A 13,632-nucleotide genomic window follows, 5' to 3' on the forward strand; every position below is an offset into this window, starting at 1 on the left:
CTGCGTGTTCGCTCGGTTTCAGGTTCGCTCTATGAATGAACTAACCCATTACGGCGTGCCAGCGGGTGATCTGCGGGAACAGCAGGTTATTCTCCAGATGAATATGCGTGAACATGTCAGCTTCCAGCTCCTCGAGCTTCCGGAAGGCAAGCGTATAGGTGCGGCATGCACCAGCAGGCAATGTATAGTCGCGGGTCACTTCGCGCATGCGTCGAAGCAGCTCACCTGCGCCATCATGCTCGGCCTCTAGCGCGCTGAGCAGCTCGATCGCCAGTTTCAGCGCCTGCCCTGTGCCTTCCGCTTCCGCGCTTTGAATAGCGGGGAAGAGCAGCTGCTCTTCTTTGTCGATATGCGCTAGCAGCTCCTCGGTTAGCTGGTGATAAAGACGCTGAAGCGGCAGCAGCTCCGGATGGTCGTCCCCATGCACGCGGGCGACCTTATCCACGAAGTCGCGCAGTACCGGTAGCTCGTCGCGAAGGAAATCGTGGTGATTCCGGGTGATGTGCGCCATTAATTTGGCCAGCTTGCGGTCATCCTGCTGCCAGTCGAGCGGCCAGGTCGGCCGGGCTTCGGTGCACACCTGATTGAGCCGGGCTAGCAGCTCGGCTTCGTTCAGCTTCCGCTTGGCCGCCGCCTCCGCCACCGTGCGCTGTCCTCCGCAGCAGAAGTCGATGCCGTAGGACTTGAAGACGTTGCTCGCTTGGGAATAGACGGATACGATATCTCCTACCAGCTGATTGCGTTGAATGGTTGGCGTCATGCGCGGTGTCCCCCTTGTGAATCGATTCGTTCGAATTCCTTCTCCAGCCAATCCAATTCCTCCCGAGACAGCATCGTATTCGCCATCGGGAAGAGGGCATGTTCTTCCTTGCAGAAGTGCTCCATTAAGATCGTAACCGCATCGGCCGCGAGCCGGCCCATCTCCGCGATCGTGGTCGGTTCCGCAAGCTGCGAACCGTCGGTACCCCGCTGCAAGAATAGAGATAAGCATCGCTTGGCTTGGTCGTGCTCATACTCCATGACGGCAATGGGTCCGCTATCCCGGCCGATATAGCGTGCCATCATGGGGAATAACAGATCCTCTTCCTTACTCGAATGGCGGTGCAGCTTCGCATCGAAATGTTCCACCCGTTCCACAAGTTCGGCAAGCCTAGCTGTAGCCTGACGGAGGGGGAGATGCTCGATGTCATGGGCAAGCTCGAAAATAGCGTCCATCTCCTGGCGCAGCGGCGCATGTTCATCGAATAGCTGCCGAAGCGGCGGCTGGAGTGCGGGCAGGCGTGCGTTCGCGGCCTCATAGGCGGATTCCTGGGTGATAGCATATTCTTCGTCGGTCATATAGATGGATCACCTCCTTATTGAGATCTATTCTCATCATATCTGGCAGGTGGGGAATAAGAGGTGATTACAGTCACAGCAGTGATGGAGAAGTGGTGAATTGAGCGTGAACGCTTTGTGTAAGCTTTCAAACAAGAACGGCAGCCCCGCGAGGCTGCCGTTTGTTCGTTCAGGAGCTGTATGGACGCTGGTAGGACCGATTTAGAATGCAGGCGTAGATGCTATAACCAATGACGTTCAACGCCGCGAAGAGAAGAATTATATACAGGCTCCCCCGCTTGTCGGCATAGGCCTTCGCGCTCGCCCACAAGGCAAAGACAAGCCAATAACAGAGAAACAGAACAATGCCCAGCGTGTAGAAGAACGTATAGTTAAAATATCTCATGGCGACGTGAACGGTATAATTGGCTCGGCTCAAATCAACCTTGCCCGTCTCTTGACCGCTGTAGTAGGAACTGACGATCATATGGACGAGAAACGTCCGATGGGGCGTGCTGCTCAATCTGGATTCGCGCAGCAAGTCGTTTAAATAACGCGTTGTTTCGGTATCTTTGCCATGCACGTAAAGGATCGGATTATAGGGCTCCTTCGTAAAAGCGGGGCCATTCGTGATGGCAACGCCATAAACGCCCCATTGGCGGTCAGCCCATTCGGCAAGCTCGCGCTTCAGCTCTGCGGAGAAAGAGAGGTTCAGCGGCGTCGTAAATTCTTTCTCGGCGATATGATGGAACTCTTGCGTGTACTTGTCCACCATCCGCTCGTTCCAAAAGCCGATCAAACCGCCAAGAATGACGGTTGAGGCGAGCAATGCCGCAAAACATACGGCGAGCACAGCGGCGGAATGGCGCCATTTGAGCCGATAATGCTGCTTCAGCTCCTTCGTCACGTCCTGCGAGTCTCCGAATCGGGCGATCGCTTGACGGATCGCCTGCTTTTCCGGATAGCCTTCCCGGATTAGCTCCCGAAGGCTGCTCATTAAATTGGTGGTCATTTCTTCCCGGAAATCAGCGACGACGGCCTTAGGTTCATTGATCCGGCGGCTAATACGCTCAACGTATGCGCTTATTCGCGCGCTGGTCTGCGGGCTGATCGGTTGTTCGCTCATAAACGGATTCCTCCCATGAATTGATCGATGACCTGCTTGAAGGCTTCCCAATCCGCTTTGCCCTGCAGCAAGTGCGCCAAGCCTTCCTCGGTCAGCCGATAGTACTTCCGTCTGCCGGCGGTGCCTTCGTCCGGGGGAGCCCAGTAAGCGGCCAACAGACCTTGTTTTTCCAATCGTTTCAAGGCCATATAAAGAGTGGCCTCCTTGATGTCGAAGACCGCTCCGCTGATGTCTCGCGCTTTTTTGGCCAATTCATATCCGTACATGGGACTTTCTCGCAGCAAGCTAAGAAAGATGATGTCCATGTAGCCTTTCAGCATTTCTTTATCAAGCGCCATCGATGCACCTCGAATTAATACTTCGCATTATGAGGTATATCATAACGCGATGTTTCTGGATTGTCTATATTTACCATTCCCCAAGATGCCGGACCGAGTAATCCTGAAGCCGCGCATTTGGTCCTACGAGAACGGCCAACCGGCTAAGAAGCGCTACATCGAAGGTGCGGAGATCGAATTGCCCGTGAAGTGAATGGAAGTGAAGTGAGCGGTTGCGTCTATTTTCCAGAAAAGAGGGAACCTCTCCGGCAGCTCTGTTGTCTAATGGGTGATAAGTTCCGATGGGAGAGGATAAGATGTCCTACGCGAAACGATTACGTCAGACGACAGTGACACTCGCCATGACGCTTGTGTTGATGATGGCGATTACGGGATGCGGGAAAGAGGAGACGCTGACGCCCGAACCCGCTCCTGCTGCTACCGAAGACGGGCAGGCGCAGAACGGATCGTCCGAACAAGAAGGGAACGCGGCCGCGAACGAGCCGGCAGTATCCGATGAAGGGAATCCGAATGAAGATGCAGGCAAGGCGACAGACGAAGCGCAATCGCTCGAACAGGCGTCGGCGAAAGACGGCGGCAAGTTCCTTGAGGCCTTGAAACAGCAGGATACGCAGTCGCTTTCCAGCTTAATGACGCCTGCCGAGAATGAGTATACCGTGGCGGATATGGAGAAGGTCTTGGAAGGTTTCCAAATGTACTTTGACCGTCTGGAAGAGCTGCAGCTGCGTTTCGAGTCCAGCGAGCAGAGTGACGAACGCTATATCGAGCATTACGCGATTACGGGCGCCAAGGATGGCAAAGCGCGGGAGCTGCCTTTCCAAGTAAGCTACGTCAAAACGCAGGGAATGAACGCGATTCAAGACGACGCACGCCGCGAGCCGTTATTCGACTCCCCGCTAATCGGACGGTATCCGTACGCGGAGCTCGAGGTGGGGCGGTACGTACAGGCGCTGCAGGCAGAGGATAAGGCGAGTATCCCGTTACATTTGGGATTGTACGAAGAGAACGACGAAACGAAGGCAACGGCGGAACGGTTGCTTCGGAAGTATGCGGATTCGTTCGATCTGAAGACGACGAAGGTCGTCTCGAAGGGATACGATGAGCATAAGGATCAATTCCAATTCGAACTGCGCGACGACGATGGGCATACGCATGTGCTGTGGGTGGTTGGAGGAGAGCTTCGGATCGCGGATGATTGGTCGACGGATCAGGGGGCGAGCTAAGCAAGTAACGCATGCCGTTGATCGGGCAGGCTGGCATGCTGCGGCTGGCTTCTCGCTTGGACGAGAACCATCGCCAAGTCGAGCATTACGCGAATCTGGCTATCGCGACGTGGAGCAGCATGGAGGCAGGAGAATGTACGAAGTGGCGTCACTGGGTTTGTCCCGGTGGCGCTATTTGCCGTGCGAACCCCCTTTATTCCAGCATTAGTCACGAATGTAAGAGTAGACACAGTCAACTTAGGCTAGCATGCTGAACCGATTGAAGGGGGGACATCAGGTATGGGCAATTTGCGTGAAACCGAACATGGGGTTGAAGTGGTCCCATCTCGATACGAGGCAGGCTGTCTGATCGCGGGCGGGGGGTTTATGTTTGCTGTCTCGACCGTCCTGCTCTTTGTTGCGCGACATTGGAGCATCGCGAAGGGGGTTCTTGCGGCGGTCGCGGGCTTAAGCGGCGTGGCTGTCTTCGGCGGGGCGCTTCTGAGGGCGCTGCCCATCCTGGTAGGCAGGAGGCCGCTGTTCGAAATTCACGGAGGTTACCTGCAGAGTATCAATGGGAAAATCGCGCTGGCCGACATCGACGAACTCACCTTCGGCTGGCATGCGTACCGGCCGACAGGGATGGTCTTCTCGGATCTCGTCGTGCGGTCGGTGACGAATGAGCGTTACTTCTTCCCGACTTACAATATGGTATCGGAGATGGAAATCGATCGGCTAGTCCGGACGTATATTCTGCCTTATGCAACGACTGCGTGCAGAGAGAAGTGGGAGAGGCAGGGAGGCATGACGCCAAGGTCCGGGCCATGAGGCGAATTCATTCGCCGCCAACAATTATAAACGCCGTCCGCTCCAAAATGCAGGAGCGGACGGCGTTTTGCGGTTTGGCGCGGAGGACCTATTCGATGACGGGGCCGCGTTCAATCGGAGCGACGCGGTACAAGGCGCTTCCGCCGCCCTCTGGCGTTTCGTCTTGCGGCGCGATCGACCAGCCGAACGACAGGATGGAAGCCAGCCGCGCCGCTTCGGCTTCCGTAAGCGAGACGGTCACCGCTTCGCGGCCGGGATCGGCGTGGAGCTCCGCCTCGCGGTTCAATGCGAGCAGCAGCCAGCTCTCGATGCCGCGCAGCGTGCTGTATTTGACTTGGTAACCCAGCTTGACCGCTTGCGAGAACAATTCGCCTTGTTCTCGCGCTAGATTAACCAATTGTGCGTAATCAAAGCGGAATTTGCTCTCATCGTTAGGCAGGCTGTCGGCTAGAACGCGGCGGATCAGCTCATCGTCCGTCCAGCCATATTGCCTCAGCGATTCTAAGCTGAGCGCATCCCATTGAGACAGCTTGGCGGGCTTGGGATTGAACGTGCTTGTCATCTTACCTTCTCCTTTACGCCTTATTTTTTGGCGGCTTTAAAGGCGTCGAGGAATTCCTTCGCTTTCGCCGGGTCGCTCTTCAGCTCCAGGCCGGTTTGCACGAGCGGACTGAGCGTCGAGATCGCTTTGAACTTGTTCCCGTTGTAGTACGCCAGAATCTCGTCCTGATTGATCGAATAGAGAACGGCTTTGCGCAGATCGGCGCTTTCCGCCACCGGACGGTTCTTCGTGTTGAAGAGCAGGTAGGCAACCGCGTTGCTTGGCAGCGTCTGCAGCGACAGCTTCGCATCGCCTTTGACGACGTCGAACTTGGTCTCGGAGACGCCATAGTAGACATGGATCTCGCCGCTACGCAGCGCTGCCAGGGCGCTGTCGGCGTCCTTGATGAAGCGCACCTTGATGTTCTCGATCTTCGGTTCGTGGCTCGTGCCTTTCAGGTAACCCGGGTTTTTGTAGAAAATCGCTTCGTAATCGTTCTTGTGCGACAGGATATATGGACCGCTTGCATACAGCGTGTTGTTGTATTGCGCGCCTTCCGTGACCGTGTTCTGATCGCCGTACGGGATGTCTTTGTTGACGTCGAAGGTCGCGACGTCGTACGTATTAATCCGCTCGACCTGCTTCTTGGAGACGATGCCGGCCGATTGGTGCGCGAGATAGTTCAGCACTTGCGGGAATGGCTCGGTGGTCGTCAGTTTGATGACCTGATAGTTGCCCGACTTATGGTCGGCCTGCGTTTTGTCGGCGGTTAAGCCGGCAATCTTCGTGTCGAGTCCATTCTCCAGAGCTGCCTTCACGCTCTCGCCGCTCGCCAGTTTGGCCGATTCGAGCGCAGTCAAATCAGTGACCGCTTCCACGCTCTTGATATGCTCATGTAGCGTGAAGGTGCGATGATCCGGCACGGAGTTTTTGTCTTTGGCGCGGTTCAGGGAGAAGACGACGTCCTCGGCGCCGACGCGTTCGCCGGTATCGACGGCCTTCTTGTCTTTGATCTGCGCGAAATGGATGTCGTCGCGAAGGATGAAATAATAGTTCGAGTTGCCGGCCTCGATCGCGAAATTGCGCGACAGCGAGCCGTCGGCCGTCAATTTATCGTCATCGGTCAGATTCAGCAGACGGACGTACATGTTCGTGTTGATCATATTGATCGAACCGTCGTTGCCTTTGATCGGGTCGAGGGACGTCAGCGTCGGCATCGTCGATTGCAGGACGAGCGAATCCGTGGCGCGCTTGGATTCGTCGTTGAAATCGATATCCTCCCAGACAAGCGAGCGGGACTTGGACAGACGGACGGAGTCCTTCTTCAGCACGTCCTGATTTAGCGCTTGCGCTTTAAGCGAGTTATAGAGCGGGGCGATGTACGCTTTGTCGAAAACGAGCTGCTGCTCGAACTGTTTATACGTGTCGACGTATTGTTCGGGCGTTTGCGTCGATGCGGCGTCGATCAGCTTGTCGATCTCGGGATCGGCGAGAATGCTGTAATCGCCGCCCGTCTTGAACAGGGAGCGAACCGCGTAATCGGGATTGCCGGTAACCGTGGTCCAGCTGGACAGGGCGATGTCGTAATTTCCCGCGTCCTGCTGCGATTTGAAGCTGCCGTAGTCCGCCTGGATGTTGAGTTTGACGTTGAAGCCGTTTTTCGCGAGCTGGTCGCGGACAATGTTCAGATCGGCTTCATTGGCGCTCATGCCGAGCAGCTCGATATCGACGGGCGCGCTATCGTTCGCGGATTCGGTCTGCTGCGCGTTCGTCGTGGTGGACGTATTCGCGGGCGCTTCGGTCGCCTCGTTTTTGGTTGTGACTTTGCAGCCGCCGAGCACGACCGTCAAACTTAACAGCAGCAGCGCGGCTAACTTTCCTCTCTTCTTCATGACAATACCCTCCTGAAAGATCAAATCAGTATGTAAACTCACACGCATCAATCGTTCATTCCTGTTTCGAAACGTCAGAAGGCCGATAGAAGATGAATGGGTTTCAGCGGTTGTGCAGCGAATTGGCAGATTGCTCTTCGTTAATCCAATTTCGGATCCATGGCATCGCGCAGGCCGTCGCCCAAGAAATTGAAGGACAGCACGAGGGCGATGATGGCGATGCCTGGATAGATCGCCGTGTAGGCATGCGTCTCCAGATAAGCGCTCCCCAGCTTCAGAATGTTGCCCCACTCGGGAATATGCGGCTCGACGCCCAATCCCAAATAACTCAGACTGCTGGTGGAGATAACGGCCGTTCCGATCGTGAGCGTCGATTTGACGATCATCGGCGCTACCGAATTCGGCACGACGTGCTTGGCAAGTATGGCCCAATCGTCGGCTCCGAGCGCCCGGGCCGCCTGCACGTACTCGAGCGTGGAGACGAGCATGACGTTCGCGCGCATCGTTCTGGCATAAGTCGGAATCGCGCCGACGCTTAAAGCTATGATCAAATTCGTCGTGCTCGCGCCGAAAGCGGCGATAATCGCGATGGCCAGCAGGATGCCGGGAATCGCATAAAGAATATCGAGCGCACGCATGACGACGTTGTCGGTATGCCGCCCGTAATACCCCGACAGCGCGCCGAGCAGCCCGCCGACCAGCACGGGGATGATCGTGGAGAGAAAGCCGACGATCAGCGAGATGCGCGCGCCGAAGACGATGCGCGAGAACAGATCGCGGCCGAAATTGTCGGTACCGAGCGGGTACACCAAGCTCGGCGGCTGCAGAATCGCGCCGTAATTGTTCTCGATGGCTAGGCTGTAATCGAACGTCCAATAGCTGCTCGCCGACAAGGCGAAGAGGAACATAATGAACAGCATTCCGAGCATCGCCGTCGAGCTTCTCGATAAGCGGTCGATCACTTGGCCGGTCTTGGATCCGGCGGTGCCGCCGCGATCCCGCATTCTTGCAAGCAGGAGCACCCCCAGCAGCAGGGCGAATAAATTGCCGGTCGCCGACGTCGCAATCAGGAGAATGGCGATCCCTGCCGCGGCGCGTGGGAGAACTGGCCGATCCGCGAACCGGGCCAAGTAGAGCAATGCTCCCAGCTGTATAACGGCTGCAAGCATGAGTGCGAACATGCCCGGCAGGAAGGTATTCGATACATAAGGCTTAAAGAGATGGAGCGTCGAGACGGCCATCACCATTAGCGTCGTGATCAGCGTATGCACGGCCAATGTGTAAGCGGCATTCTTCTTCGACCGCACAAGTTGAAAGGCGGCCGTGGTCACGAAGATATTGCCGCTCAGCAGGCTGAGCATCAGTCCGTAGCCGAGCGCTCTCGTCCCGGTTCGGATCGAGCCGAAGCGGAGGAGATCGCTTCGAATGCGGGCCCATACCGCCAGTTGGAGCATGGAAAAAACGAAGTATGCGCCGCTGAAGACCAACGGTATGGACGCGAATCGCCCCGTGCCGGACTGATAGCTGCCCAGCAGCAGCGCCAGCGACAACGCAAGGGAGGCGATCCAAGCGAAGCTCGCCTGTCCATACTCCGGAGCGGATTTCAACCGAAACTGCCGGTGCGAAATCGTGAGATTAAGCTTCATAATACCGCTCCTTCTCTAGTATTGTTTCATCTTGGAACGGATTCTCGGGTCGAGGAACGCGTAGAGCAAATCGACCAGCACGTTAACCACGGATATCGTAATGGCCGTGTAGACGACCCCGCCCATGATGCTCGGAATATCCGGAATGAATTGTTTATCCACGATATAGCTCCCGATGCCGCTAATGTTGAACACCTTTTCCGTTACCGCGGCCCCTCCGAGCATTCCCCCGAATTGCAGACCAATCACCGTCACGATCGGAATGAGCGCGTTGCCGACCGCATGTCGCCACAGAACGGTTCGCCTGTTCAGTCCTTTCGCTCTCGCCGTCGTGATGTAATCTTCATGGATAACCTCAAGCATGGAGGAGCGCGTCATGCGCGCCACGGCGGCGGTCAGTCCCGTACCCAGCACGACGATCGGCATGATCGCGGACAGCCAGTCGTCCGGGTTGTAGGTAGCGGGAAGCCAGGACTGTTTGATCGAGAAATTAAGAATGAAAATAAGGCCTTGCCAGAAATTCGGTATCGACAGCCCGAGCAGCGCGATGAACATGAACGTATAGTCGAAGAAAGAATTCGGCCGCGTCGCGGAGACGATGCCGATCGGCAGCGCGATCAGCACGGCAATCAGCGTGGAGACGACGGTCAACGTCAACGTGACGGGAAACTTGCCGGCGATGGCGGCGGTAACTTGCTCGTTGCCGCTGAACGATTTGCCCAGGTCGAAGGTCAAAATGCCACGAAGGGTATCCCACAGCTGCGCTAAATAAGGCTGGTCCAGTCCGTACAGCCGATTGAAAGCCGCGATTTGCTCGTTCGTCGCCGTCTCCCCAAGCAAGTTGGCCGCCGGATTCATCGGCGACAGGTAGAGCAGCGTGAAGACTAGGAAGGCGACCCCGAAGATGACGAAGACCGCCATGACGAGCCGCTCCGCGATGGTTTTCAAATAAGGATTGGCATAGATGCCCAACAGCACGTACATCGGGAACCCGAGCACGAGCGAGAGCAGGAACAAGACGGGATTTTCGATCCATTCGCGGTACGTCTCCTCGAACGACGCTCCTCCGCCGTTTTCCGTCAGCCGCTGCTCCAGCCGTTCCTTCACGCGCGCTTGGAACCGCTGCTCGGCAATACGCCGTACGTTTCTCTCGAGTTGTCCGGCTTCCGGGGTTCTGCCGAAGAAACGATGCTTGCGCAGCTGCTGGTCGCGAACTTCCGCAGCCAAGGCATCATAGACGCCTTCTTGACGAAGCTCCTTCGCGGTCTCGGCGGCAATCTTCCGATAGCCGAGCTTGAATTGGCGAATTTGATAGCGGACAAAAACGAGGAGTGTAATCGGCGCGCCCGAGAGGAACAGCAGATACCGATAGACCGGGTGCCGCATCATCTTGCGAAGAACGGCGGTCAACGGCCGGGAAATCCCGGTGCTTGCTGCCGTCACATACTCAATCAAGGGCATTCGCTCCCTTTCACAGACTTTAATTTGAACTATTCCGATAGATATAGTATATTTTAGATTAATAGAAAGTCAATATTTTCTTATTTTTTGATTTCCGCGCTTGAACTAGCAATGAACTCGTTATTATTCCTATATCATAACGGCTAAAAAATTGAATTCAGCATGATTAATTAGAGAATTAGTGCTAGAAAATGGTAATTATAAAAAGGTGTAGGTGACATAATGAGCCAACTATTGCAGGTCAACAATCTATCGGTTTCGTTCTATGCGCACGGGCAGGAAGTGGAGGCGGTTCGTAACGTCAGCTTCGAGGTTGCCCGGGGCGAGACGCTCGGCATCGTGGGAGAATCCGGGAGCGGGAAGAGTGTAACCGCCCGTACCATCATGCGTCTTCTGCCGTCCCCGCCTTCGATGGTCAAGAACGGCGAAGTGCTGTTTCAGGGGGAGGATTTGGCCGAGAAGACGGATGCGGAGATGGAGCGCATACGCGGAAGCGAGATCGGGATGATTTTCCAAGATCCAATGTCTTCGCTCAATCCGACGATGCGCATCGGCGCGCAGATCGAAGAGAGCCTGGTCAAGCATCGGCGGTTAAGCCGGCGCGAAGCGAGAGAGGAGGCTATCTCGCTGCTGGACATGGTCGGCATTCCGGATAGCGAGGCGCGTTACGGGCAATACCCGCACGAATTCTCGGGCGGCATGCGGCAGCGGGTCATGATTGCCATCGCGCTCGCCTGCCGGCCGTCGCTGCTCATTGCCGATGAACCGACCACCTCGCTGGACGTAACGATTCAAGCGCAAATTCTCCATGAACTAAAGATGATTCAGCGGCAGCTCGGCACCGCGGTCATTCTGATTACGCATGATTTGGGCGTGGTGGCGGGCATGTGCGATCGCGTCGCGGTCATGAAGGATGGCGAGATCGTGGAGAGCGGTACGACCGGGCAAATTTTCGCCGATCCGCAGCATCCTTATACGCGGAAGCTGCTTCAAGCGCTGCCAAGGCTGGATGCGCCGAAGAAGCCGAAGCCTGCGTCAACTCGCATCCATCCCGCCGATGATGTGCCGCTGCTTCAAGTGCGCTCGCTGCGTCAGCATTTTGATCTGGGCAAAGGACAGGTGGTCAAGGCGGTCAACGATATCAGCTTCCATATCGACGCGGGCGAAACGCTTGGCGTCGTCGGCGAATCGGGCAGCGGCAAGTCGACGACGGGACGAGCGATTCTCCGTCTTCACGAAGCGACGGGCGGTGAGGTGTTGTTCCGGGGCATTCCGCTTCAAGGGCTGAATCGGGCGGAGTTGAAGACGATGCGGCGGCATATGGGGATTATTTTCCAAGACCCGTACGCGTCCTTGAATCCCAGACTTCGCGTGGCGGATCTGATCGGAGAGGCGCTTGATGTGCACGGGTTGGCCAAAGGCAAGAAGGAGCGGCAAAGACGGGTCGAGGAGCTGTTGGAGATGGTGGGACTTCAAGCTTCTCACGCGCAGCGCTACCCCCATGAATTTTCCGGCGGCCAGCGTCAACGGATCGGCATCGCCCGGACGCTCGCGGTATCGCCCGAATTCATCGTATGCGACGAGCCGTTATCCGCGCTGGACGTATCCATTCAAGCGCAAATCGTCACGCTGCTGGAGGATCTTCAACGGCAACTGGGCTTGACCTACCTGTTCATTGCGCATGATTTGTCCATGGTCAAGCATATCAGCGATCGCGTCGCCGTGATGTATAGAGGCCGAATCGTGGAGCTGGCGGAAAGCGAAGAGTTGTACGCCAATCCGATGCATGCGTACACGAAGTCGCTCTTATCGGCGATTCCGGTTCCGGATCCTTCGGTGGAGTACCGGAAGAAGCCACCCGTGCGGGCGGAGACGGACGACCCGGATCCTTACGGGCTGGAACATGCCCGATTCGTTGAAGCCCGCCCGGGGCATTGGGTGGCCGTCACGGCCGAATAGCCAATCGAAGATGCTCATTTTCTCTCCCGGAGAAACGGGCATCTCTACTAGATTCTCGTCTCGATGTTCCCTAAAATAGGAGAGAGATCGCAACGCCATCAAGGAGGAGGGGGGCATGATGCCTTCGGAATCGAACGGTCAGGATCGCCAAGCAGCCTACGGCTCTAATATCGTCAGACACGAATCGTCCGTCTCCAAGGAAGAGCGCGCGCGGCGCGCCGGTCACCGCGGGGGGATTCTCTGGTTTACGGGACTTCCGGGATCGGGCAAGTCGACCCTGGCTGCCGCGGTGGAACGCAGCTTGTTCGACCGTGGCGTGCAAGTTTATCTCCTGGATGGCGATAATGTCCGCCACGGACTGAACGGAGACCTCGGGTTCACCCGGGAGGATCGCCGGGAGAATGTACGGCGGCTCGGAGAGACCGCGAAGCTGATGGTGGAAGCAGGGCTCATTGTCCTTACCGCATGCGTCTCGCCTTACCGGGAGGAGAGGGAGAAAGCGCGCGCGATCATCGATGAAGGCGCCTTCGTCGAGATCTACGTGATATGCGCCGCAGCGGAATGCGAGCGGCGGGATCCCAAGGGTCATTACAAGAAAGCCCGCGCCGGCGTCATACCGGAGTTCACGGGCATTAGCGCGCCGTATGAGCCGCCGCTAACTCCCGAGCTTACCGTGGATACGGAAACAGAGAGCCCGGAAGAAGCGGCGGCGCGAATTGTGGCGTATTTGGCCGCGAACGGCTGGATCAGGCGCTGAGAAGGAGAACGTAAAGGCAGAACTTCCGGGGCAAGCTTGCGTCCGAGCGTAATAAGCGGAAGATGTATCAGCCAGAATGGCAAGCCGAGACAAATCGTGCTCCAATCGATGAGTCCGGTACCCATCATGCGTCGGACACGAGTAAGGGAGCGTCACGAGCGGGCGGTTGCGACGCAAGGCGTGTATCGCCGCCTATAGAGGCTCTGTCCACGATGCGTTTGCACATACAGCACATGCAGCAGCTCCGTGTTCGCGCCCGTGATCATGACATATTGCCCGCATCCGACGGCCAGCCAAGTCATGGGTATGAACACGACGAACTCCAGCAGGACAGCGAAGGCGAACCGGTCCGCACGGATGTCGCGGAAGGCATCGTGCCAGAAAGGGAGCAAGGACCAGATAAACGCGCTTGTTTGCGGAAGTTTCGTCCATGTCAACGCACGATATTTCGTTTTTTTGCAGAAAAAGCTTTACAACGAATCCCAAACTCGCTATTGTATTCATGGGTATCGTTACCAGCCCTCCTTGGAACGACGTGCATGAACCGACTGCCCTCGATTCGTCC

The 13,632-nt window shown here is 56.5% G+C and carries 13 protein-coding genes; 4 read left to right on the forward strand and 9 right to left on the reverse strand.

Features of this window, described 5'->3' with window-relative positions:
* Window positions 1-40: 40 nt before the first annotated feature.
* The 4 genes from ric to ACFFSY_RS17240 form a co-directional block, all read right to left on the reverse strand.
* Window positions 41-760, reverse strand: a complete 720-nt coding sequence (ric, locus tag ACFFSY_RS17225; protein WP_377496220.1) for an iron-sulfur cluster repair di-iron protein — start codon at window positions 758-760, stop codon at window positions 41-43.
* Entirely contained in the window at window positions 757-1,338 is a 582-nt protein-coding gene (locus tag ACFFSY_RS17230) for a hemerythrin domain-containing protein (protein WP_377496223.1), read from the reverse strand. Before ACFFSY_RS17230 ends, ric begins: the two co-directional genes overlap by 4 nt.
* A gap of 169 nt (window positions 1,339-1,507) precedes the next feature.
* The gene (locus tag ACFFSY_RS17235; RefSeq protein WP_377496225.1) at window positions 1,508-2,443 is read right to left on the reverse strand and encodes a permease prefix domain 1-containing protein; all 936 of its coding nucleotides are present in this window, start codon (window positions 2,441-2,443) and stop codon (window positions 1,508-1,510) included.
* Window positions 2,440-2,781: a PadR family transcriptional regulator gene (locus tag ACFFSY_RS17240; RefSeq protein WP_377496227.1), complete on the reverse strand. Its 342-nt coding sequence runs from the start codon at window positions 2,779-2,781 to the stop codon at window positions 2,440-2,442. Before ACFFSY_RS17240 ends, ACFFSY_RS17235 begins: the two co-directional genes overlap by 4 nt.
* Before the next feature lie 296 nt (window positions 2,782-3,077).
* Between ACFFSY_RS17240 and ACFFSY_RS17245 the strand changes: the two genes are divergently transcribed.
* Both ACFFSY_RS17245 and ACFFSY_RS17250 read left to right on the forward strand, forming a co-directional pair.
* Entirely contained in the window at window positions 3,078-4,004 is a 927-nt protein-coding gene (locus ACFFSY_RS17245) for a hypothetical protein (protein ID WP_377496229.1), read from the forward strand.
* Between the two features lie 279 nt (window positions 4,005-4,283).
* A complete protein-coding gene (locus tag ACFFSY_RS17250; RefSeq protein ID WP_377496231.1) occupies window positions 4,284-4,811 on the forward strand; it encodes a DUF5381 family protein in 528 nt (175 codons plus the stop codon).
* Window positions 4,812-4,899: 88 nt separating this feature from the next.
* Here the strand turns inward: ACFFSY_RS17250 and ACFFSY_RS17255 are convergent, their stop codons facing one another.
* From ACFFSY_RS17255 to ACFFSY_RS17270, 4 genes are all read right to left on the reverse strand, one after another.
* Window positions 4,900-5,373 carry a hypothetical protein gene (locus ACFFSY_RS17255; protein WP_377496233.1) on the reverse strand — a complete coding sequence of 158 codons (474 nt, stop codon included), beginning with the start codon at window positions 5,371-5,373 and terminating at the stop codon, window positions 4,900-4,902.
* Window positions 5,374-5,393: 20 nt separating this feature from the next.
* Window positions 5,394-7,244: an ABC transporter substrate-binding protein gene (locus ACFFSY_RS17260; RefSeq protein WP_377496235.1), complete on the reverse strand. Its 1,851-nt coding sequence runs from the start codon at window positions 7,242-7,244 to the stop codon at window positions 5,394-5,396.
* 140 nt (window positions 7,245-7,384) lie between these two features.
* Window positions 7,385-8,890, reverse strand: coding sequence for an ABC transporter permease (locus tag ACFFSY_RS17265; protein ID WP_377496237.1), 1,506 nt, complete (start codon window positions 8,888-8,890; stop codon window positions 7,385-7,387).
* Between the two features lie 15 nt (window positions 8,891-8,905).
* Window positions 8,906-10,351: an ABC transporter permease gene (locus tag ACFFSY_RS17270; protein ID WP_446686136.1), complete on the reverse strand. Its 1,446-nt coding sequence runs from the start codon at window positions 10,349-10,351 to the stop codon at window positions 8,906-8,908.
* Between the two features lie 222 nt (window positions 10,352-10,573).
* Between ACFFSY_RS17270 and ACFFSY_RS17275 the strand changes: the two genes are divergently transcribed.
* Both ACFFSY_RS17275 and cysC read left to right on the forward strand, forming a co-directional pair.
* Complete coding sequence (locus ACFFSY_RS17275; RefSeq protein WP_377496241.1) at window positions 10,574-12,310, forward strand: ABC transporter ATP-binding protein; 1,737 nt, start codon at window positions 10,574-10,576, stop codon at window positions 12,308-12,310.
* 115 nt (window positions 12,311-12,425) lie between these two features.
* Window positions 12,426-13,067: an adenylyl-sulfate kinase gene (gene cysC / locus ACFFSY_RS17280; protein ID WP_377496243.1), complete on the forward strand. Its 642-nt coding sequence runs from the start codon at window positions 12,426-12,428 to the stop codon at window positions 13,065-13,067.
* Window positions 13,068-13,219: 152 nt separating this feature from the next.
* Here the strand turns inward: cysC and ACFFSY_RS17285 are convergent, their stop codons facing one another.
* Window positions 13,220-13,504: a hypothetical protein gene (locus tag ACFFSY_RS17285; RefSeq protein ID WP_377496245.1), complete on the reverse strand. Its 285-nt coding sequence runs from the start codon at window positions 13,502-13,504 to the stop codon at window positions 13,220-13,222.
* Between the last annotated feature and the right edge of the window lie 128 nt (window positions 13,505-13,632).

It is taken from the genome of Paenibacillus aurantiacus (assembly GCF_042431225.1).
Lineage (GTDB): Bacteria > Bacillota > Bacilli > Paenibacillales > Paenibacillaceae > Paenibacillus_Z > Paenibacillus_Z aurantiacus.

Bases quoted from the DNA above. Each gene is read 5' to 3' on its own strand.
- ric (WP_377496220.1), bottom strand. From the start codon at position 760: ATGACGCCAACCATTCAACGCAATCAGCTGGTAGGAGATATCGTATCC.
- ACFFSY_RS17250 (WP_377496231.1), top strand. From the start codon at position 4,284: ATGGGCAATTTGCGTGAAACCGAACATGGGGTTGAAGTGGTCCCATCT.
- ACFFSY_RS17270 (WP_446686136.1), bottom strand. From the start codon at position 10,351: ATGCCCTTGATTGAGTATGTGACGGCAGCAAGCACCGGGATTTCCCGG.
- cysC (WP_377496243.1), top strand. From the start codon at position 12,426: ATGATGCCTTCGGAATCGAACGGTCAGGATCGCCAAGCAGCCTACGGC.
- ACFFSY_RS17265 (WP_377496237.1), bottom strand. From the start codon at position 8,890: ATGAAGCTTAATCTCACGATTTCGCACCGGCAGTTTCGGTTGAAATCC.
- ACFFSY_RS17235 (WP_377496225.1), bottom strand. From the start codon at position 2,443: ATGAGCGAACAACCGATCAGCCCGCAGACCAGCGCGCGAATAAGCGCA.
- ACFFSY_RS17275 (WP_377496241.1), top strand. From the start codon at position 10,574: ATGAGCCAACTATTGCAGGTCAACAATCTATCGGTTTCGTTCTATGCG.
- ACFFSY_RS17230 (WP_377496223.1), bottom strand. From the start codon at position 1,338: ATGACCGACGAAGAATATGCTATCACCCAGGAATCCGCCTATGAGGCC.
- ACFFSY_RS17260 (WP_377496235.1), bottom strand. From the start codon at position 7,244: ATGAAGAAGAGAGGAAAGTTAGCCGCGCTGCTGCTGTTAAGTTTGACG.
- ACFFSY_RS17245 (WP_377496229.1), top strand. From the start codon at position 3,078: ATGTCCTACGCGAAACGATTACGTCAGACGACAGTGACACTCGCCATG.
- ACFFSY_RS17240 (WP_377496227.1), bottom strand. From the start codon at position 2,781: ATGGCGCTTGATAAAGAAATGCTGAAAGGCTACATGGACATCATCTTT.
- ACFFSY_RS17255 (WP_377496233.1), bottom strand. From the start codon at position 5,373: ATGACAAGCACGTTCAATCCCAAGCCCGCCAAGCTGTCTCAATGGGAT.